The organism is Kitasatospora sp. NPDC088264, from assembly GCF_040685715.1.
GTDB lineage: Bacteria > Actinomycetota > Actinomycetes > Streptomycetales > Streptomycetaceae > Kitasatospora.
On the sequence record NZ_JBFBIR010000027.1, the window covers coordinates 71,980 to 91,132 of the forward strand.

General features: G+C 74.1%; 17 protein-coding genes. 10 read left to right on the top strand and 7 right to left on the bottom strand.

Annotated elements, in window-relative coordinates; translation table 11 throughout:
* The first annotated feature begins 57 nt into the window (after window positions 1-57).
* The 4 genes from AB0O82_RS21605 (at window position 58) to murQ (ending at window position 3,449) form a co-directional block, all read left to right on the top strand.
* Complete coding sequence (locus tag AB0O82_RS21605) at window positions 58-825, top strand: helix-turn-helix domain-containing protein (protein ID WP_363585593.1); 768 nt, start codon at window positions 58-60, stop codon at window positions 823-825.
* 96 nt (window positions 826-921) lie between these two features.
* Window positions 922-1,602, top strand: a complete 681-nt coding sequence (locus AB0O82_RS21610) for a DUF6445 family protein (protein WP_363585594.1) — start codon at window positions 922-924, stop codon at window positions 1,600-1,602.
* Window positions 1,603-1,759: 157 nt separating this feature from the next.
* On the top strand, window positions 1,760-2,377 hold the full coding sequence (locus AB0O82_RS21615; protein ID WP_363585595.1) for an HAD family phosphatase: 618 nt from the start codon (window positions 1,760-1,762) through the stop codon (window positions 2,375-2,377).
* Window positions 2,378-2,546: 169 nt separating this feature from the next.
* The gene (murQ, locus tag AB0O82_RS21620) at window positions 2,547-3,449 is read left to right on the top strand and encodes an N-acetylmuramic acid 6-phosphate etherase (protein WP_363585596.1); all 903 of its coding nucleotides are present in this window, start codon (window positions 2,547-2,549) and stop codon (window positions 3,447-3,449) included.
* A 25-nt stretch (window positions 3,450-3,474) separates the two neighbouring features.
* On the opposite strand, the gene AB0O82_RS21625 is transcribed toward murQ, so the two are convergent.
* Window positions 3,475-4,122: a TetR/AcrR family transcriptional regulator C-terminal domain-containing protein gene (locus tag AB0O82_RS21625; RefSeq protein WP_363585597.1), complete on the bottom strand. Its 648-nt coding sequence runs from the start codon at window positions 4,120-4,122 to the stop codon at window positions 3,475-3,477.
* A 122-nt stretch (window positions 4,123-4,244) separates the two neighbouring features.
* Here AB0O82_RS21625 and AB0O82_RS21630 point away from each other — a divergent pair, with 122 nt between their 5' ends.
* Window positions 4,245-5,555: an MFS transporter gene (locus AB0O82_RS21630; protein ID WP_363585598.1), complete on the top strand. Its 1,311-nt coding sequence runs from the start codon at window positions 4,245-4,247 to the stop codon at window positions 5,553-5,555.
* A gap of 38 nt (window positions 5,556-5,593) precedes the next feature.
* Here AB0O82_RS21630 and AB0O82_RS21635 read toward each other — a convergent pair whose 3' ends face one another.
* Window positions 5,594-6,121, bottom strand: coding sequence for a YcxB family protein (locus AB0O82_RS21635; RefSeq protein ID WP_363585599.1), 528 nt, complete (start codon window positions 6,119-6,121; stop codon window positions 5,594-5,596).
* Between the two features lie 207 nt (window positions 6,122-6,328).
* On the opposite strand from AB0O82_RS21635, the gene AB0O82_RS21640 reads away from it, so the two are divergent.
* Window positions 6,329-7,768 (top strand): hypothetical protein, encoded by a 1,440-nt coding sequence (locus AB0O82_RS21640; RefSeq protein ID WP_363585600.1) that lies wholly within the window; start codon window positions 6,329-6,331, stop codon window positions 7,766-7,768.
* 163 nt (window positions 7,769-7,931) lie between these two features.
* Here AB0O82_RS21640 and AB0O82_RS21645 read toward each other — a convergent pair whose 3' ends face one another.
* Entirely contained in the window at window positions 7,932-9,401 is a 1,470-nt protein-coding gene (locus AB0O82_RS21645) for a glutamate synthase subunit beta (RefSeq protein ID WP_363585601.1), read from the bottom strand.
* A gap of 237 nt (window positions 9,402-9,638) precedes the next feature.
* On the opposite strand from AB0O82_RS21645, the gene AB0O82_RS21650 reads away from it, so the two are divergent.
* Window positions 9,639-10,319 (top strand): response regulator transcription factor, encoded by a 681-nt coding sequence (locus tag AB0O82_RS21650; RefSeq protein WP_363585602.1) that lies wholly within the window; start codon window positions 9,639-9,641, stop codon window positions 10,317-10,319.
* Window positions 10,316-11,707: a HAMP domain-containing sensor histidine kinase gene (locus tag AB0O82_RS21655; RefSeq protein ID WP_363585603.1), complete on the top strand. Its 1,392-nt coding sequence runs from the start codon at window positions 10,316-10,318 to the stop codon at window positions 11,705-11,707. Before AB0O82_RS21650 ends, AB0O82_RS21655 begins: the two co-directional genes overlap by 4 nt.
* A 130-nt stretch (window positions 11,708-11,837) precedes the next feature.
* On the opposite strand, the gene efeB is transcribed toward AB0O82_RS21655, so the two are convergent.
* The 3 genes from efeB to AB0O82_RS21670 all read right to left on the bottom strand — a co-directional run bounded on the left by efeB (window position 11,838) and on the right by AB0O82_RS21670 (window position 15,766).
* Entirely contained in the window at window positions 11,838-13,166 is a 1,329-nt protein-coding gene (efeB, locus tag AB0O82_RS21660; RefSeq protein ID WP_363585604.1) for an iron uptake transporter deferrochelatase/peroxidase subunit, read from the bottom strand.
* Window positions 13,166-15,235: an iron uptake transporter permease EfeU gene (gene efeU / locus AB0O82_RS21665; RefSeq protein WP_363585605.1), complete on the bottom strand. Its 2,070-nt coding sequence runs from the start codon at window positions 15,233-15,235 to the stop codon at window positions 13,166-13,168. Before efeU ends, efeB begins: the two co-directional genes overlap by 1 nt.
* A 207-nt stretch (window positions 15,236-15,442) precedes the next feature.
* Window positions 15,443-15,766: a hypothetical protein gene (locus tag AB0O82_RS21670; protein WP_363585606.1), complete on the bottom strand. Its 324-nt coding sequence runs from the start codon at window positions 15,764-15,766 to the stop codon at window positions 15,443-15,445.
* Window positions 15,767-16,161: 395 nt separating this feature from the next.
* Between AB0O82_RS21670 and AB0O82_RS21675 the strand changes: the two genes are divergently transcribed.
* Window positions 16,162-17,784: a ubiquinol-cytochrome c reductase cytochrome b subunit gene (locus AB0O82_RS21675; protein ID WP_363585620.1), complete on the top strand. Its 1,623-nt coding sequence runs from the start codon at window positions 16,162-16,164 to the stop codon at window positions 17,782-17,784.
* 78 nt (window positions 17,785-17,862) lie between these two features.
* On the opposite strand, the gene AB0O82_RS21680 is transcribed toward AB0O82_RS21675, so the two are convergent.
* Window positions 17,863-18,261 (bottom strand): cytochrome C oxidase subunit I, encoded by a 399-nt coding sequence (locus AB0O82_RS21680; RefSeq protein ID WP_350881931.1) that lies wholly within the window; start codon window positions 18,259-18,261, stop codon window positions 17,863-17,865.
* Between the two features lie 256 nt (window positions 18,262-18,517).
* Here AB0O82_RS21680 and AB0O82_RS21685 point away from each other — a divergent pair, with 256 nt between their 5' ends.
* Window positions 18,518-19,129: a TetR family transcriptional regulator gene (locus AB0O82_RS21685; protein WP_363585607.1), complete on the top strand. Its 612-nt coding sequence runs from the start codon at window positions 18,518-18,520 to the stop codon at window positions 19,127-19,129.
* The last annotated feature ends 24 nt before the right edge of the window (window positions 19,130-19,153 follow it).

The following is a 19,153-nucleotide window of genomic DNA, read 5'->3' on the forward strand; positions in this document are numbered from 1 at the left end:
GATTAGGTCAAGCCTAATTTCTGGGTCCGACCCAGCGAACTGCGCTACGCTGCCCCCATGACGGAACCCACGACGGAAACCGTGACGGAACCCACGATGGGCACGACGGGGCCCACGACGGGGCCCGGGGCCACCCCGACCCTGCGCGAGCTCAACAAGCGCCGCACCCGCGAGGCGATCTCGCACGCCGCGACCAGGCTCTTCATCGACCAGGGCTTCGACCGCACCACCATCGCCGAGGTCGCGACGGCCGCCGGCGTCGCCAAGATGACCGTCACCAACCACTTCCCGCGCAAGGAGGACCTCCTCCTCGACCTGCACGAGGAGATCGTCGGCCGGCTCGCCCGGGCGGTCGCCGAGCGTGCGCCCGGCGAGTCCGCCCTCGCCGCGCTGCGCCGCGACTGCCTGGCCGGCCTCGACCGGCACGACCCGCGGCTCGGCTTCTCCGGCCCGGCGTTCGCCCGCACAGTCGCCGACAGCCCCGCCCTGGTCGCCCGGCTGCGCGAGCTGCACGAGCAGAGCGAGGCCGCCCTGGCCGAGGCCCTGTCCGGGGCCACCCGCCCCACGACAACCGGCACTCCGCCCGACACATCACCCGACACACCGGTCAGCACACCGGCCGGCCCACCGGTCGACTTCGAGAGCCGGGTGGCCGCCGGGCTCCTCGCCGCCGTCGACCGCACGGTGTTCACCGAAGTGTTCCGCCGGCTGCTGGCCGGCGACGAGGCCGCCGCCATCGCGGCGGCGGTGCGCCCCTCGGCCGTCCGGGCCTTCGACCGATTGGAGGGCGCCCTGGGCACCTTCGCCGTCCGGCCGGGCTCCTGACCTGCGGCGCGAGGCGCCCGCCCATGGACAGCCCTTGACGAAAGGTTGACCTGCTCACGGCAGAAGGTTGACGACCGCCGCCCCTATCGTCGGCCCATGCCCTCACAGCCCATCAGGCCCACCACCCTGCCGGTCCTGCCCTACCGCAAGCCCACCCGAGGCCGGGACTACTGGGTCCTGGACAACGTCCTCACCGACCCGGACGCCGTCCGCGAACGCTGTCTGGCCCGCGGCGACTGGACCGAAGGCTACCCGTACCGCCCCGAGACCTGGCCCGGCCTGCGCACCATGCCCGGCCTGGAGCCCGACGAGCTGGCCCGGGTGGAGGCCCTGGTCCGCAAGGCCACCGGCGCCTCCCGGCTCTGGGTGCAGAGCACCCCGGGCGGTGGCACGCTCAACCACAACTGCGTCCAGGTCGTCGGCGCCGGGGAGTCGGAGTCCCGCCCGCACACCGACTCCCGCACGCTCTGCCGCTACGCCGCCGTGCTCTACCTCAGCCCGGGCGCGCCGAAGGACGCCGGCACCAGCTTCTTCCGCCAGCAGTTCCCCGGCGGACGCCTCGGCGGGAACCTCGTCAACGCGCCGCACAACAATCTGGTCGAGGCGCTCGGCACCCGCCACGTGCCCGCCGACCACTTCACCGAGGACGTCCGCGTCCCCAACCGCTACAACCAACTGCTCCTCTACCACGCCAACCTCATGCACAGCGCGACCTCCTACTACGGCACCGAGCTGCCGGAGCGTCGGATGACGGCCGTCTTCTTCTGGATGGCCTGACGGGCCCACAGCACGCCCTGCCGCCCGACGCGGCCACCGAACGCGCTCGCCGGAACCTCCGAGGACTCACCGCCCCCTTGACCCGGCCCCGCCCGCACCCCCGAGAGTGGCAGGTGCGGGCCGCGCCACGGCGGCCGCAACGGAGAGGGGACCACCCGTGAACGCACCCTGCCTCATCCTCGACATCGGCGGCGTCCTGGAGTACACGCCGAGGACGGGCTGGCCGGAGCGCTGGGAGCGCCGGTTGGAGCTGCCGCCGAACGCGATCGACGAGCGGCTGCGGAACGTCTGGCGGGCCGGCGCGATCGGCGGCATCACCGAGCCGGAGGTGCGCGAGCAGGTGGCCGCCCGGTTGCACCTGGGCCCGGCCCAGGTCGAGGCCTTCATGGCCGACCTCTGGGAGGAGTACCTGGGCACGCCGAACGAGGAGCTCATCGCCCACGTGCGCGGACTGCGCGGGCGGGCCCGGCTCGGCATCCTCAGCAACAGTTTCGTCGGCGCCCGCGAACGCGAGGTCCCGCTCTACCGGTTCGACGAGCTGGTGGAGCACATCGTCTACTCGCACGAGATCGGGACCGGCAAGCCCGACCCGCGTGCCTACGAGATCACCTGCGCCGCCCTGGGCGTCAGCCCGGTCGACTGCCTCTTCGTCGACGACCACGCGCCCAACGTCGAAGCCGCCCGGGCGGTGGGCATGCAGGCCCATCTGTTCGAGGACAACGCACCCGCCATCGCCCGCATCGCCCGTCACCTCGGCGACGGCGACGCCCGTTGACGGGCTGAGCACTCACTCCGCACGTGGAGGGCATCACGGGCACACCGGTCGCTCCCACCGCGCCTTTCCCGGCGTCCGCCATGGCGCCGCCACGACGAGGACCCGGAGACCACCACCACGCGCGGCCCCGCGCCGATTGGCGACCGCCGTGTCCGGGGACGCTGGCCGCATGGACCAGGACGCCCTGCCGCCGACCGAGACGATCTGCCCCGACTGGGCCGGGATCGACCAGCTGCCGACCACCGACCTGCTCCGCCTGATGAACGCCGAGGACCGCACCGTCCCCGCCGCGGTGGCCGGGGAGCTGTTCCGGATCGCCGCCGCGGTGGACGCCACGGCGGCACGGATGGCGGCCGGTGGGCGGCTGGTCTACGCCGGGGCGGGGTCCGCCGGGCGGCTCGGAGTGCTGGACGCCGCCGAGTGCCCGCCGACCTTCGGCACCGATCCGGGCCTGGTGGTGGGCCTGATCGCGGGGGGCGGGACCGCCGTGACCGGGGCCGTCGAGGGCGCCGAGGACCGCCCGGAGCTGGCGGCGGCCGAGCTGGCCGCGCTCCGGCTCACCCCGGCCGACACCGTGGTGGGCGTCTCCGCCTCCGGCCGCACGCCGTACACGGTGGCGGCCGTCCGGACCGCACGGGCGGCCGGGGCGCTGACGGTCGCACTGGCGTGCAACCGGGGCTCGGCACTGGTGGCGGCGGCCGAGCTGGGGATCGAGGTGGAGGTCGGCCCGGAGGTGCTGGCTGGCTCGACCAGGCTGAAGGCGGGCACGGCACAGAAGCTGGTGCTCAACATGCTGTCGACGGCCGTCATGGTCCGGCTCGGCCGGACGTACGGCAATCTGATGGTCGACGTCCGGGCCACCAACGCCAAGCTCCGCGCACGGGCCCACCGGATCGTCACGGAGGCCACCGGCGCCGACGAGGCTGCGGTCCGCCGCGCGCTCGCCGCCACCGGAGGCCGGGCCAAGGACGCGATCCTGGTCCTGCTCGCGGACGTGGACGCGCCGACCGCCGCCCGGCAGCTCGCCGCCTCCGGCGGGCGGCTGCGCGAGGCGCTGCACGCCCACCGTTAGGCGCTGTCCGGCCGATCACGGCCGGTCACGCGGGCCCATCCGTCCCGAGCGCCTCGCGCGCGATCTCGGCCCGGAAGCCCTCGATCAGGACGCGCAGCCCGTACTCGAAGTCGGCGTCGTGGTCGGTCATGCGCAGCACGTCGGCCGCCTCCCGCAGCAACGGGAGGTCGCGCAGGACCTCGTCCGGGAAGGGCGGCCGGGCGCGGTCGGCGGCGTCCTGTCGCCAGGCCTGCTCCTCGGTGACCCAGCCCATGATGTAGCGGTCGATGGTGAGCAGCAGCCGCAGCGCGGTGCGGGGCCGCAGGCCGGCCTGCCGGAGGGCGTCCAACTGGGCTTCGACGGCGGGCAGTTCGTCTTCGGTGGGCAGCGTTCCGGCGTGCACCCGGGCGCCGTCGCGGTAGGCGAGCAGGGCGTGGCGCTTGGCGCGGGCGTCGGCGGCCAGCCAGTCCGGCCAGTGCTCCGGATCCGGGCTGCGGTCGGCCGGGAGGGCCTCGGCGAGCATCGCCTCGGCCATCAGGTCGAGCAGTTCCCGCTTGTTCTTGAAGTGCCAGTACAGCGCGGGTGACTGGACGCCGAGTTCGCGGGCCAGCCGCCGGGTGGTCAGGCCGTCGATGCCTTCCTCGTCGAGTACGCGCAGCGCGGTGCGCACCACCTCGTCGCGTTGCAGCGCCACCGCCGGCCACCTCTCCGTTATCCGCTTGCCCACTCCACCTTATCGCCGCTAAGTTCCGAGCTGGAATTTATCAGTGATAAGGAGAGCCGTCGTGATCGACGGCCCGAAGGGACCACAACCCCATGACCCCAGGAACGGACCGCCCCAGGTCCCGACTGCTGCCGAACACCGCGCCCTGGCGGTCCTCCCGCGACTTCCGCCTCACCTGGACGGCCGGTACCGTCACCCTGCTCGGCTCCGTCCTCACCATGACGGCGATCCCGCTCCAGATCGCCGACCTCACCGGTTCACCGCTGGCCGTGGGCGCGGTCGGCGCCGTCGAACTCCTGCCGACCATCGTGTTCGGCCTCTACGGCGGCGTCCTCGCCGACCGTGCCGACCGCCGCACCGTCGCCCTGGTCACCGAACTCGCACTCGCCGCACTGAGCGCCCTGCTGCTCGCCAACGCGCTGCTCGGCACCCCCGCGCTCTGGCCGCTGTACGCGGCCGCCGGACTGGCAGCGGCACTGCAGGGCCTTCAGCAGCCCTCGGCGGAGGCGATGATCCCCCGGCTGGTGCCGCCCGACCAACTGGTGGCGGCGGGCAACCTGCTCTCGCTGCGCTGGAGCATCGCCGGACTGGCCGGCCCGGCCGCCGCCGGGGTGCTGATCGCCACGGCCGGCGTCCCGGCCGCCTACCTGGTCGACCTCGGCACCTTCCTGGTTTCGATCGCCCTGCTCACCCGGGTCCGGCCCGTCCCCTCGCAGCGGGACGCCGAGGCACCGCGGCTGCGGGAATTCGTCGACGGCGCCCGGTACGCGGCCCGCCGCCCCGACCTGCTGGGCACCTACCTCGCGGATCTCGCGGCCACCGTCTGCGCCCTGCCGACCGCGCTGTTCCCCTTCCTCGCCCAGGAGTTGGACGCGGTGTGGGCGCTCGGCCTGCTCTACTCGGCCGCTGCGGCGGGCGCCCTGCTCGCGGCCGCCACCGGCGGCTGGACCGAGCGGGTCCACCGGCACGGCCGGCCGGTGCTGCTCTGCGCCGCCTTCGTCGGCGCGGCAACGGCCGCGGCCTCGATCGCCCCCGGCCTGTGGGCCGTCCTGCTCTGCCTGCTCGTCGCGGGCGGCGCCAACCAGATCGGCGACACCTTCCGCAGCGCGATCTGGAACCAGTCCATTCCGGACGAACTGCGGGGCCGCGCCGCCGGCCTGGAGATGCTGATCGGCTCCGCCGGCCCCGCCCTCGGGGACCTGCGGGCTGGCGGCCTCGCCGCCCGGCAGGGCATCCGCGTCGCGCTGCGCACCGGCGGTCTGCTCTGCCTGGCCGGCACCGCCGCCCTGTCGGCCGCGCTGCCCGCGCTCTGGCGCTACGACCAGCGCGACCAGCTGAACACCCGCGACCAACCCGACCGACACCACCAGCCCGTCCGGCCCGACCAGCAGTCCACGCCATGACCGCCCACCTCGACAGCGGCGGACCGGGGCGCCGCCCCTCAGCCCCGGGCGGGCACCGTGGCGTGCCGGGCGATCAACGCGCCGAGCCGGCCCGGGTCGCCGGTGCCGCGCTTGGGCAGCAGGGTCAGCACGTGCGTCTGCTCGTCCCCGCCCAGCAGGACGAAGAGTCCGGGCGTCTCCAGGTAGTGCGGAAGCTCCCGCCAGGCGAGTTCGGTGCTGGACACCGCGTTGGTGACGGTCACCCCGGCCTCGCCGAGGACGATCCGGAACTCACCCTTGTCCGCCGCCATCCGCCGCACCTGACGCAGTTGCAGCCAGGGCAGTCCGACCACCAGCAGCAGCGCGGCCGCGAGCATCACCAGCGCCGGTGGGCCCACCGTCCGGTCGGCGACCGAGAGCACCACCGCACCGGCCCCGGCGCAGGAGGCGGTCAGGTACCTCGACCGCCGGGACCGTCGACCCGCCGCCGTACCCCGGGCCCGGGCCGCGAAGGCCGCCCGGAAGTCCGCGGTCGTCGGCGTGTAGCGGACCTCGACCGACTCCTCCACCCGCTTGCCACCGTCCACCCGAACCCCCTCCGACGCATCTGCCGCCGGATGCTAGCAAAAGCCGTGTGCACCCGATCCATCACCCTCTCCGTCTCCTCCCGGTGACGCGATTCCGCCGCTCCCGGGCGGGCATCGTTGACCTCCCGCCGCACCCGGCGGTTGGCTCACCACGAGCCGGCCGCCGGGGAGTTCGACGCGGCCGGCCGCACCCAGGGGAGGAACCGGATGACTCGCGCACGTTCCGCACCACACCTGCTGCGCGCGGCCGGCGCGCTGGCGGCGGCCGCGCTGGCCGCCGTCACGGTGGCGACGCCCGCCCAGGCGGACGCGCCGCGCGGCCGCACCGAACGGGTATCCGTCGGGCTCGGCCAGAGGCAGACCGACGGCGCCTCGGACGCCGCCGGTCTGAGCGCCGACGGCCGCTTCGCCGTCTTCACCTCGAAGGCCGCCAATCTGGTTCCCGGCGACACCAACGGCACGTCGGACGTCTTCGTCCGGGATCTGTGGACCGGCCGGACCGAACGGGTCAGCACCGGCGCGAACGGCGCCCAGGCGGCCGACGACTCCTTCAACGCCACGATCAGCGGCGACGGCCGCTACGTGGCGTTCAGCTCCTACGCCACCAACCTCGCCCCCGGCGGGAACCTCGGCTTCGAGGACGTCTACGTCCACGACCGCTGGACGGGGACCACCGAGCTGGTGTCCACCGGACACGACCCGGCCAAGCCGCAGGCCGGCCGGCAGTCCAGCCACCCGTCGATCAGCTGGGACGGCCGGTACGTCGCCTACCAGTCCAACCGCTCCGACCTGGCCCCCGGCACGGTCACCTGGACGGGCGGCAACATCTACGTCACCGACCGCTCGACGGGCGGGACCCGCCTGGTCAGCGTCGGCGCGGACGGAACCGAGGCGAACGCCTCCTCCGCCGAGCCGGTGATCAGCGGGGACGGCGGCTCGGTCGGCTTCATCTCGAAGGCCACCAACATCATCGGCCAGGACAAGCCCGGCGCCCTCGCCGCGAAGGCCGCCGCCGAGCTCGACGGCGTCTCCGACGAGGAGTTCGTCCGCGACTCCTTCCGGCACGACGACCAGCCGACGATCCTCAAGCCCCGCTTCTACCCGCTCTACGTCCGCGACCTCCGCGACGAGCAGAGCGTCCTGGTGAGCACCGGCGGGGCGGGCGGCTACCGCGGGGCGGCCTCCCCGGCGCTCAGCCGGGACGGCTGCTACGCCGTCTACTCGGCGCTGCTCCAGGACGGCAACGGCCCCCGAGGGCACCACTTCGAGGTGTACGTCCGCGACCTGGAGGAGGACACCGAGACCCTGGTCAGCGCCGGGCTCCCGGGGACGAAGACCTCCGGCGACTCTTACCACGCGCAGATCACCGCCGACGCCCGCTGGGTCTACTTCGACTCCGACGCGGCGAACCTGGTGCCAGGGGACACCAACAACGCCGGGGACGTCTTCCGGCGCGACCTGCGGACCGGCCGCACCGAGCGGGTCAGCGTGGCGACGGACGGCTCGCAGACCGCCGGCGCCTCGGAGCGGCCGTTCGTCGACGCCCTCGGCACCACGGTGCTGTTCACCTCCGAGGACGGCACGCTCGTCCCGGGCGACACCAACCAGGCCCCTGACGTCTTCCTCCGCCGGCTGCCGCTGCTCTGACCCGAAATCGACCGGGCCCGGCCCCGCTCACCGCACCGGCAGCAGATACCCCACACCGCAATGGGTTGCGCGGAGGTGCGGCCGGGCCGCCGGGCCCGCCCGCACGCCCCTCAGAGCAATGAACGCCCGCGCGCCCCTCAGCGCGTGAGCGCCCGCACGCCCCTCAGAGCGTGAGCGCCCGCGCCGACGCCCGGATCGGCGCCGGGAGTTCGGTGCCGCCGCGCAGATGGCGGTCCACCGCCGCGGCCGCCGCCCGCCCCTCGGCGATCGCCCACACGATCAGTGACTGCCCGCGCCCGGCGTCCCCGGCGACGAAGACGCCCGGCGCGCCGGTGGCGAAGTCGTCGTCCCGGGCCAGGGCGCCGTCCGGGCCGGTGGTGAGGCCGAGTTGGGCGATCAGCCCCTGGTCCGGCTCCGGGCCGCTGAAGCCCAGCGCGAGCAGCACCAGCTCCGCCGGGATGCTCCGCTCGGTGCCGGTCCGGGGGCTGCGGTCGGCCGGTTCGGCCTCGGCGAAGCGGACGGCGGCCAGCCGGCCGTCCGGTCCGGCCTCGAAGCCGACCGTGGTCGCCGCGAACACCCGGGGACCGGCCGCCGCGGCCCCCGACTCCTCGTGCGAGGTGGTCTCCCGGTACACCTTCGGGTGGACGGGCCAGGGCTGCTCCGGCGCCCGGCACACCGGCGGACACGGGTTGATGTCGAGCTGGGTGACGGAGGCCGCGCCCTGGCGCAGCGCCGTCCCCAGGCAGTCGGCCGCGGTGTCCCCGCCGCCGACGATCACCACGTGCCGACCCTCGGCGGACACCGGCGGGGCCGCGCGGTCGCCCTCGTCGACCCGGTTCGCCCAGGTCAGGTAGTCGATCGCCTGGTGCACGCCGGGCAGGGCGCACCCCGGCACCGCCAGCTCCCGGCAGGCGGTCGCACCGACCGCCACCACCAGCGCGTCGCACCCGGCCCGCAGTTCCCCGGCCGCGAGGTCCCGGCCGACGAACACCCCGGTGCGGAAGTCCGTGCCCTCGGCCCGCATCTGGTCGAGCCGCCGGTCCAGCCGGTGCTTCTCCAGCCGGAACGGCGGGATCCCGTAGCGCAGCAGCCCGCCGGGGCGGTCGGCCCGCTCGTACACCGTGGTGGCGTACCCGGCCCGGGTCAGCTGTTGCGCGGCGGCCAGGCCCGCCGGGCCCGAGCCGACCACGGCCACCCGCCACCCGGCGCCCCGCTCGGGCGGCTGCGGCAGGTCCCAGCCCTCTTCCCAGGCCCGGTCGGTGATCGCCAGCTCGACGTTCTTGATCGCCACCGCCGCGCCGTCGATCGCCAGCACGCACGCGCTCTCGCAGGGTGCCGGGCAGAGCCTTCCGGTGAACTCGGGGAAGTTGTTGGTCGCCAGCAGCCGGGCGGCGGCGGCCCGCCAGTCCGCGTCCGCCACCAGCCGGTTCCACTCCGGCACCAGGTTTCCCAGCGGGCAGGCGTGGTGGCAGAACGGCAGCCCGCAGTCCATGCACCGGCCCGCCTGCCCGCCCACCACCGGCAGCGGCGTCCGCGGCCGGTACACCTCCCGGGAGTCCCCCAGTCGCTGCTGTGCGTCCCGCCGCTCGCGCTCGGCGCGCGGGGTGGTGAGGAAGGCCATCCGGTCTGCCATCGCGGCCTCCGGCGGGGTGTGCCGACAAGGACCCGGTGGCGCCCCCGGCGGACACGCCACCGTGTGGCCACCGTACGCCCCTCCCCGGCGCTGCGAAAGCCGCGGCCGGCACGGCCACCGGCCGGGCCCGGACCCGCCGGACACCGCCCTCGCCCAGACCCTTCCCCCAGACCCGTCACGCGCCGCCGCCCGGACCCGCCGGACGCCGCCGTGGGCGCGCCGGGGAGAATCGGGGCCATGACCCACACCGTGCTGATCGCCGAGGACGACCGGGCCATCCGCGACTCCCTCACCCGCGCCCTCCAGCTGGAGGGCTACCGGGTGAGCACCGCCGCGGACGGCGCGCAGACCCTGGCCGCCCTCACGGAGCAGCGCCCGGACCTGCTGGTGCTGGACGTGATGATGCCCGGCCCGGACGGCCTGGAGGTCTGCCGCCGCCTGCGCGCCGACGGCGACCGCATCCCGGTCCTGATGCTCACCGCCCGGGTCGAGGTCCCGGACCGGATCGCCGGGCTCGACGCCGGGGCCGACGACTACCTGGTCAAGCCCTTCGACGTGGACGAGCTGTTCGCCCGCCTGCGCGCCCTGCTGCGCCGCAACGCGCCCGAACCCGCCGGGGGCGTCCTCGCGGTGGCCGACCTGCGGGTCGAGCCGCACGCCCGGCGGGCCTGGCGGGCCGGGCAGGAACTGGAGCTATCCCGGACCGAGTTCGACCTGCTGGAGCTGCTGACCCGGCACGCGGGCTCGGTGCTCGACCAGGCCACGGTGTACGAGCGGATCTGGGGCTACGACTTCGGCCCCGGCTCGAAGAACCTCGCGGTGTTCATCGGCTACCTGCGCCGCAAGCTGGACCGGCCCGGCCTGACACCGCTGATCCACACCGTCCGCGGCGTCGGCTACACGCTGCGCGAGTCGTGACCGGCCGGGGCCGGTCGCGGCCGCGGCCGCTGTGGCCGCGCCCGGGGCTGCGCACCACCGTCTCGCTCGCCTTCGCCGCGATGGCCGCCCTGGTCGCGGTGCTGATCGGCGCGCTCGGCTACCACTCCGCCGCCCGGCTGATCCGGGACGACGAGGGCGCCGACTTCACCGCGGCCGTCCAGGCGGTGCACCAGCAGGTCGGCCGGGAGATGCTGTTCCCCGGCGACTTCAACGGCACGGGCGGCCTGAGCGAGGATCTGCTGCGCCCGATCCGGGTCACCTCGCAGTCCCTCGGCCCCGACGGGGAGGTGCTGCCCGGCACCGCCCGGATCGACCTCCGGCCGACCCCGGAGGACCGCTCCCTCGCCCGCTCCGACGACCCCGGCCAGACCTCGTCCGGGCTTCGGCACGTGCACGGCGACACCTACCGGGTGGCCGTGGTCTCGCTCGGCGGCGGCCGCGGCGCGGTCCAGATCGCCCAGCAACTGGGCCCCACCGAGCACCTGCTGGCGACGCTGCGGATCCGTACCGGGGTGTCGGTGGCGGTGGTCGCGGTGCTCGCGGGCGGGGCCGGCTGGCTGCTCGCCCGGCGGATCACCGGCCGGCTGGTCCGGCTCACCGACGCGGCCGAACTGGTCGCCGCCAGCGGACGGTTGGACGTTCCGGTGCCGGCCGCCGGAACGGACGAGGTCGGCCGGCTCGGCCGGGCCTTCGACCGGATGCTGGGCCGGCTCGCCACGGCCAAGGAGAACCAGCGCCGGCTCGTCCAGGACGCCGGGCACGAGCTGCGCACCCCGCTGACCAGCCTGCGCACCAACCTCTCGGTCCTGCCCAGCCTGGACCGCCTGCCGCCCGCCGAACAGGCCGCACTGATGGCCGATCTGGCCGAGGAGGCAAGGGAGTTGACGCTTCTGGTGGAGGAGCTGGTGGCACTCGCCGCGGACCGGAAGGCCGACGAGGAGCCGACCGAGCTGGTGCTGGCCGAGCTGGTGCGCGAGGCCGCCGCACAGGCCCGGCGGCGCAGCGGCCGGGAGATCACCGTGGACGCCGACGACACGGTGGTCACGGCCCGCCCGGACGCGCTGGCCCGGGCGGTGGGCAACCTGCTGGACAACGCCGCCAAGTTCGACCCGGCCGGGAAGGCCCCGATCGAGGTGGTGGTGCGCGGCCGCCGGGTCGAGGTGCGCGACGGCGGGCCGGGGATCGACGAGGCCGACCTCTCCCGGGTCTTCGACCGCTTCTACCGGGCCACCGCCGCGCGCAGCCTGCCCGGTTCGGGGCTGGGCCTGGCCATCGTGCACGAGGTGGCCGGCTCGCACGGCGGCGAGGCCTTCGCCGCCAACCGGGACGGCGGCGGCGCGGTGATCGGCTTCACCCTCGGCCCGTAGGGCGTGTCCTCGACCTCCCGTCCGCGTGGCGGCTCCGGGGCACGCGCAACGCCGCCGGGCCCCGGGCACGCGGCAGCGCCCGGGGCCCGGCGTCACGTCGGCCGCCGTGAGACCGCCCGTCAGACCGCCGTCAGACCGCAGCGAGCAGCCCGCGCCCGAGCCAGTCGGCGTTGTCCTTCACGCCCGGCAGGACGAAGAAGTACCCGCCGCCGGTCGGCGAGATGTAGTCGACCAGCGGCTCGTCGACGAGCCGGGTCTGGGTGGCCTCGAACTGCCGCACCACGTCCTGCTGGTAGCAGCAGAACACCAGGCCCATGTCCAGGTTGCCGGCCTGGTCGACGCCCCGGTCGTAGTTGAAGCCGCGGCGCAGGATGCGCGAGGTGTCGGTGTCGGCGGTGCGCGGGTTGGCGAGCCGGATGTGCGCCTTGAGCGGGATCGCCTTGCCCTCCGGGTCCTTGCCGTAGTCCGGCGCGTCGGTCTCCTGGCGGCCGTCCAGCGGCGCGCCGGTGTCGCGGCGGCGGCCGAACATCTTCTCCTGCTCGGCGAGGGTGACGCGGTCCCAGAACTCGATCAGCATCCGGATGATCCGGATCACCTGGTAGCTGCCGCCGGTCGCCCAGGCGGGCTCGCCCAGCCCGTCGGTGACCCAGATCAGCCGGTCCATCTCGCGGGCGGAGGTGGTGTCGGGGTTGACGATGCCGTCCTTGAAGCCGAGCAGGTTGCGCTGGGCGCCGTCCGGGCGGGACTCGCTCTGGAAGCCGTCGATCCGCCAGAGGATCTGCATCGCGCCGCGCGTGTGCCGGGTGATGTCGCGCAGCGCGTGCAGCACGGTGTCCTGGCGGTCGGCGCAGATCTGCAGCGAGAGGTCGCCGTGGAGTTCGGCGGCCTGAAGATTGTCGTTGGGGAAGGTCTTCATCGGGGCCAGCTTGGTCGGCTTGGCCTTGGCCAGCCCGTACCGGTCGTCGAACAGCGAGGCGCCGACGCCGACCGTGACGGTCAGGTTGTCGGTGGGCACGGTGGGGCCGAGGATGCCGCTGTCGGCGGGCGGCGCGCCGACGCCGAGGTCGGGCGGGGTGCCGCCGGCGGTGAGGAAGCGGATCCGCTCGGTCAGGGTCTTGAGGAGGTCCTCCAGGCCGTTGCGGTCCTGGGCTATCACCTGGCAGGACACGAAGGCGGCGTAGCCGGGGGCCGGGGTGGTGACGCCGGCCTGGTGGTCGCCGTGGAACGGGACGACTCCGCTCTTCGCCTGGCGGCTGTCCCCGGCGGAGGCCGGACCGGCGGCCAGGGTGAACGCCCCGCCCGCCATGACGGCCGCTCCGGCGCCGGCGCCGAGGGCGGTCCGGACGAAGCTGCGGCGGGCCGGGCCGGCCGGGCAGCCGCCCTCGGCGACGGCCGGGGCGGGCGCGGCGGCGTGCGGGAACGGGCAGGAGCCTCCGGTGGCAGCGGTGTGGTCGGTCATCAGGCGGCCTTCCGGATCTCGAGCAGGGCGGGGATGGGGGCGAGGTCTTCGAGCAGTTGGCCGGTGGCGCCGTTGAGCTGGCGGCGGGCGTCGGCGGGGAGCTGCTCCAGTGCGGTCCAGCCCTCGGGCTTGTGGGCGGAGGCGACCAGGTCGCCGACCCGCTTCATCCCGGCGTCGACGCGGGGGAGCAACTGCGGGTCGCGCTCGTCGAGCAGCGGCTGCAGGACGGTCAGCAGTTCCCGGGTGCCGGCCAGGTTGGCCTGGGTGGTGGCCAGGTTGGTGCCGCTGCCCTGGTCGGTGTCGCCGGTGAGCTCGAACTGGAGGGTGTTCTCCAGGATCTCGTGGGCGCGCAGCGGGAGGTCTCCGGGGTCGAAGTCCTGGCCGGGGAAGTCCTGCCCGAGCTTGGCGACGTCGGCGGCCAGCTGGTCGGCGACGGGCGTCAGGTCGGCGGCGGACTGGCCGTGCCACAGGCCGTACTCCAGGCGCAGGAAACCGGTGAAGTCCTTGTCCTGGGCCTTGTCGGCGAGCCCGTCGGGCCGGCCGTCGATCTTGCCGTCGAGGTCGGCGAAGGTGCCGTAGGCGGCGCCGAGCGAGGCGTACTGGAGGTGGGCGGTGAGCCAGTCGGCCTTGGCGGTGGCGAGGTCGCCGCCGTGGACGTCGGCCTGGAGCTTCTGGGTCTGCGTCAGCAGGGTCGCGAGGCCCTTGTCGACGTAGTCCTTGTAGGCGTCGAGCGGGCCCTTGAGGTCGTCCTCGGCGACCGGCTTGACGGCCTTGACCTGGCCGCCGCCGGTGACGTGCACGGCGGCCGAGGTGACGGACGTGCCGCCGGTGGGCACACAGCGCCACGCGTAGTCGCCGGAGCCGATGGTCGCGGTCAGCGCGCGGGTGGTGCCGGGGGCCAGACCCTCGATCTCGCCGTAGACGGCGCCGCTGGCCGGGTTGACCAGGTAGACCTCGGAGACCTTGTCCCCGGTGTTGTGCATCTGGAAGACCTGCTGGCCGGGCAGCGGGGTGCTGAAGCCCTTGCCGCACTCCTGCTCGGAGACGGACACGGTGGCGGAGCTGCCCTGCTTGCCGTCGCTGACCGCGATCACGGCCCCGGCGACCACCACCGGCACCGCGACCAGCGCGGTCGGCACGGCCCAGCGCGGCCGTCCGGACCGCGCCGGCCCGGCGGCCTCGGGCGCGGCCGCCCCGGCCTTCTCGCCCTGCGTCGCCTCGCCCTGCGCCGCCTTCCCGGCGGCCGGAGCGGTCTTGCCGCCGCGGACGCCCTCGACGAACAGCGTCATCACGATGCACAGGTAGGCGAGGTAGCCGACGACCTGGAGGACCGTCATGGTGACGGTCAGGTTGAGGGTGCCCTGCACCAACGTGGCGTACCAGGAGGAGGCGTCCAGGTGGCCGCTCAGGTCGAAGGCGTACGAGCTGCCGCCGCCGACCAGCCCGGACTCCTGCAAGTCGCGCAGGCCGTAACCGAGCACGCCCGCCGCGACCACGATCAGGCCGACGCCGGTGATGGTGAAGAACCGGGTGAGGTTCATCTTCAGCGCCCGCCGGTACAGGCCCCAGCAGAGGCCGGCCGAGAGCACCAGGCCGACGGCCGCGCCGAGCAGCGGCCCGGTGGACTCCCCGGCGGTGCGCACGTTGGTCCACAGGAAGAGCGAGGTCTCCAGGCCTTCGCGGCCGACGGCCAGGAAGCTGGTGAGCACCAGCGCGCCGGCGCCCATCGCCAGCGAGGCCTGGACCTTCTCCTTCAGCTCGGCGGAGAGGGTGCGCGCCGAGCGGCGCATCCAGAACACCATCGCGGTGACGAAGCCGACCGCGATCAGGCTCAGCACCCCGCCGAACGCCTCCTGGGCGTGGCCGGAGAGGTTGGCGGCGGTGAAGGTGAGCACCGCGCCGAAGCTGAGGCTGAGCGCGATCGCCGCCGCGACGCCGGTCCACACCTGCGGCAACCGGGCCTTGTGCCCGAAGCGGACGAGCGTGGCGACCAGGATCGACACGATCAGTCCGGCTTCCAGACCCTCGCGCAGCCCGATCAGAAAGCTGGGAAACGCCTCATCCCACATGCAGCGGGCTCCTCCCCCGGTCACCCCGGGTCGTACCTGAACTCGGCGGCCCGCCGCGGGTGGCGGCGGCGCGGCACAGCCGAACGCCCCGGACACGGGGGTCCAGGGCGCTTCGACTTAGCTTAGGCAAACCTTAGAGCCGCCGCGGTCAACAGGACCCCCCGTTCAGGTAAGGGTTCGGTATGAGGGCTGCCGAGCCGGCCCGGCTCAGCCCCACCACTGCTCCGGCACCGTCTCCGGCTCCGCCGGCACCGCCACCGGTGCGGCGGCGGGCGTCACCAACAGCTCGCCGCCGGCCGTCTCGGCGACCAGGTAGCCGCACTCGCGCAGCACGACGGCGACCGCACCGCTGACCGCCTCGCGCGCCCCCCGGGAGGGCGGCCCGTCCGGCCCCTCCCCCGGCGACCAGCCGACCGCCACCCCCGGCGGCCGATGGCCGATCCGCAGCAGGGACGGGCCCGGCCCGGCGTCGATCCCGGCGCGGGCGAGGGCCGCGGTGACGTCCTCGAAGAGTTCAGGGTGATCCACCATTGGCGCAGCGTAGGCCCGGAATCGCGCGACCTCCGGACGCGGCGCGCGCCGAAACGGTTCAGCGGCACCCGGGCGCAGCACCGCCACCCGTCCGGCGGCCGATCGGACGTCAGGACCCCCCGTCCGGCCCGACACGAGCGGCCGTACGGACCGATGGACGTGCACAGTCGGCCCCCTGCCGACAGCATGACAGAGTAAGCGCTCCATCACCCTGAGCAACGGGCCAGTGGGTCACCCGCTCCGCGTGCCGGTTCAGCCGGCGGGCCCGTATCGAGAGGTCCCATGATCACAACACTTCGCCGGCCGGCGTCTTTGCCGGCGGGCCTCCAGCCCGGCACGCCGAGGACGCCGGGGAGTCCGTCGTGAGAACCGACCAGCAGTCGCAGCCGGGACCGGTGACCAGCACGCGCGCCAACCCCGCGAACAAGGCCGAGGCCCTGGCCGACTGGACCGACGGCCGGGTCGGCATCTACTCCCTGGCCAAGGCCAATCTGCGCAAGATCTTCCCGGACCACTGGTCCTTCATGCTGGGCGAGATCGCGCTCTACACCTTCGTCATCATCATCATCACCGGCGTCTGGCTGACCCTCTTCTTCAAGCCGAGCATGGGCGAGGTCATCTACGACGGCTCGTACGTCCCGCTCAAGGGCATCCAGATGTCGGAGGCCTACGCCTCGACCATCGACATCAGCTTCGAGGTCCGCGGCGGCCTGCTGATGCGCCAGGTCCACCACTGGGCGGCGATCGTGTTCGTCGCCTCGATGCTGACGCACATGATGCGCGTCTTCTTCACCGGCGCGTTCCGCAAGCCCCGCGAGATCAACTGGGTCTTCGGCGCGCTGCTGCTGTTCCTCGGCATGTTCGACGGCTTCATGGGCTACTCGCTGCCGGACGACCTGCTCTCCGGCACCGGCATCCGGTTCATGGAGGGTGCCGTCCTGGCCGTGCCGATCGTCGGCTCGTACCTGCAGTTCTTCATGTTCGGCGGCGAGTTCCCCGGCCAGGACATCGTGCCGCGGCTGTTCACCGTGCACGTCCTGCTGATCCCGGGGGTCATGGTCGGCCTGCTCGCGGCGCACCTGATCCTGGTCTTCTACCACAAGCACACCCAATTCGCCGGGCCCGGCCGGACCAACGACAACGTGGTCGGCATGCCGCTGATGCCGGTCTACATGGCCAAGGCCGGCGGCTTCTTCTTCCTGGTCTTCGGCGTGGTCGCGTTCATGTCGGCGATCGCCACCGTCAACCCGATCTGGGCGTACGGCCCCTACCGGCCCGACCAGGTGTCCACCGACGCCCAGCCGGACTGGTACATGGGCTTCTCCGAGGGTCTGGTGCGCGTGATGCCCGGCTGGGAGATCAGCGTCTGGGGCGGCCACACCCTGAACCTCGGGGTGTTCGTCCCGCTGATGGTCTTCCCGACCGTGCTGCTGATCATCTGGTGCTACCCGTTCCTGGAGGCCTGGGTCACCGGGGACCGCGGCGAGCACCACCTCGCCGACCGGCCGCGCAACGCACCGGTGCGCACGGCCTTCGGCGCGGCCTGGATCGGCCTCTACCTGATCCTGCTGGCCGGCGGCGGCAACGACCTGCTCGCCACCCACTTCCACCTGTCGATCAACGCGATCACCTACGCGGTGCGCACCGGCTTCTTCGTCGTGCCGGTGGTCGTCTTCGTGGTCACCAAGCGGTGGTGCCTGGGCCTGCAGCGGCGCGACAAGGAGAAGGTGCTGCACGGCCGGGAGACCGGCGTGATCAACCGGCTCCAGCACGGCGAGTTCGTCGAGGTGCACGCCCCGCTCCCGCCGGGCCGGATGTACACCCTCACCGCGCACGAGCAGCCGCAGCCGGAGGATCTGCCGCCGGAGGTGGACGAGAACGGGGTGGTCCGCAAGGCCGGGCTGTTCGCCCGGACGAGGGCCAAGCTGTCCCGCGGCTTCTACGGCGAGGGCAGCCAGATCGCCAAGCCCACCGCCGAGGAGCACCAGGAGATCAGCAGCGGCCACGGCCACCACTGATCCCCGCGCACGCCCGAGGGCCCGCTGCGCCGTCATCGGCGCGGCGGGCCCTCGGGCGTGCCGGCGGATCGGCCCGGCTCAGGCCCGCAGGGCCGCCGGGACGACGGCGAACAGCGCCGCCGCCAGGGTGACGGAGAGGCAGAGCGCGGCCCAGCGGGCGCAGATCCGGCGGCACTCGCTGCGGTAGCGGGCGGCCAGCCGGCGGCAGCGCTCGACGGCGCGGTCGACGACCTCCTCGGCGTAGCGCAGCCGGTCGGCGGCGTAGGCCTGCTCCAGGCTCTCCCGCTCCGCGGCGGGCAGCCACGGGAACTGCCCGGCGAAGGCCCGGGCGTCCCGCTCGGCCGCCGCGACCTCGGCCTCCCAGGCGAGATAACCCTCCAGCCGGGCGATCTCCGCCCGGGCGTTCACCCGGCCGCCCGCGACGGGCCTGCCCTGCCGAGGGGTCCGCGCTCCCGGCGGACGCTGTCTGCCACCCATGACCGCTCCTCATGTCCTGTCGAGGTGTGCTGTCGGGACGTCCTGTCGAACCGTCCCGCCGAACCGGCGCGGGAGACCGCTCCGCAACCAGGCCACTACTATCAGTGACCAACCGGGTGGGCAGGGCGACTCGCCGAGCCGCCGCGCGACTCCTCGCAACCCCGCCGGGGCGGATCCGCCCGGGGTGTCGGCTCCGAAAAAGTTGCGTGCCGCGCAGTCTTGCGCGGCGCGCAGGCTTCTGGGGAGAGTGGTGGTCATGACGAAGAGTCAGATCGGTCTGCGGGAACGGAAGAAGGCCGCGACCCGGGAGGCGCTGAGCTGGGCCGCACTGCGCCTGGCGGTGGAACGGGGCCTGGAGAACGTCCGGGTCGAGGACATCGCGGCCGCGGCCGGGGTGTCGCCGCGCACCTACAACAACTACTTCTCCAGCAAGGCCGAGGCCATCGTCTCCCGGCACTGCGACCGCATCCGGCTCGTCGGCGAGGCGCTGAGCGAGCGGCCCGCCGCCGAACCGCTCTGGGAGGCGCTCACCCGGGCCACCCTCGCGCCCTTCGACGGCGCGGCGGAGCAGCCGGACCCGCGGTGGACCGCCGCGGTGCGGCTACTGCTGCGCGAACCGGCCCTCCAGGCCGAGCTGGCCCGTGCCGGCGCGGACGCCGAGGCCGGGCTCACCGCGGCGGTGGCCGCCCGGACCGGGGTCGACCCCGGCGGCCTCCACCCCAGACTGGTCGCCGCCGGCGTCCTGGCCGCACTCAAGGCGGCCAGCGACGTATGGCTGCGCGCCGACCCGCCGGTACCGCTGCAAACGCTCCTGGCGGAGGCACTGCGGCAGCTGGCGGCCGGCCTCCCCGAACCGTCGTCTTCGTGAACTCACCGTCGCACAGGGGGATTT

Coding starts and splice junctions, on each gene's coding strand:
- AB0O82_RS21680 (WP_350881931.1), bottom strand. CDS start 18,261: ATGGGTGGCAGACAGCGTCCGCCGGGAGCGCGGACCCCTCGGCAGGGC.
- AB0O82_RS21640 (WP_363585600.1), top strand. CDS start 6,329: ATGACTCGCGCACGTTCCGCACCACACCTGCTGCGCGCGGCCGGCGCG.
- murQ (WP_363585596.1), top strand. CDS start 2,547: ATGGACCAGGACGCCCTGCCGCCGACCGAGACGATCTGCCCCGACTGG.
- efeB (WP_363585604.1), bottom strand. CDS start 13,166: ATGACCGACCACACCGCTGCCACCGGAGGCTCCTGCCCGTTCCCGCAC.
- efeU (WP_363585605.1), bottom strand. CDS start 15,235: ATGTGGGATGAGGCGTTTCCCAGCTTTCTGATCGGGCTGCGCGAGGGT.
- AB0O82_RS21645 (WP_363585601.1), bottom strand. CDS start 9,401: ATGGCAGACCGGATGGCCTTCCTCACCACCCCGCGCGCCGAGCGCGAG.
- AB0O82_RS21610 (WP_363585594.1), top strand. CDS start 922: ATGCCCTCACAGCCCATCAGGCCCACCACCCTGCCGGTCCTGCCCTAC.
- AB0O82_RS21605 (WP_363585593.1), top strand. CDS start 58: ATGACGGAACCCACGACGGAAACCGTGACGGAACCCACGATGGGCACG.
- AB0O82_RS21650 (WP_363585602.1), top strand. CDS start 9,639: ATGACCCACACCGTGCTGATCGCCGAGGACGACCGGGCCATCCGCGAC.
- AB0O82_RS21670 (WP_363585606.1), bottom strand. CDS start 15,766: ATGGTGGATCACCCTGAACTCTTCGAGGACGTCACCGCGGCCCTCGCC.
- AB0O82_RS21685 (WP_363585607.1), top strand. CDS start 18,518: ATGACGAAGAGTCAGATCGGTCTGCGGGAACGGAAGAAGGCCGCGACC.
- AB0O82_RS21630 (WP_363585598.1), top strand. CDS start 4,245: ATGACCCCAGGAACGGACCGCCCCAGGTCCCGACTGCTGCCGAACACC.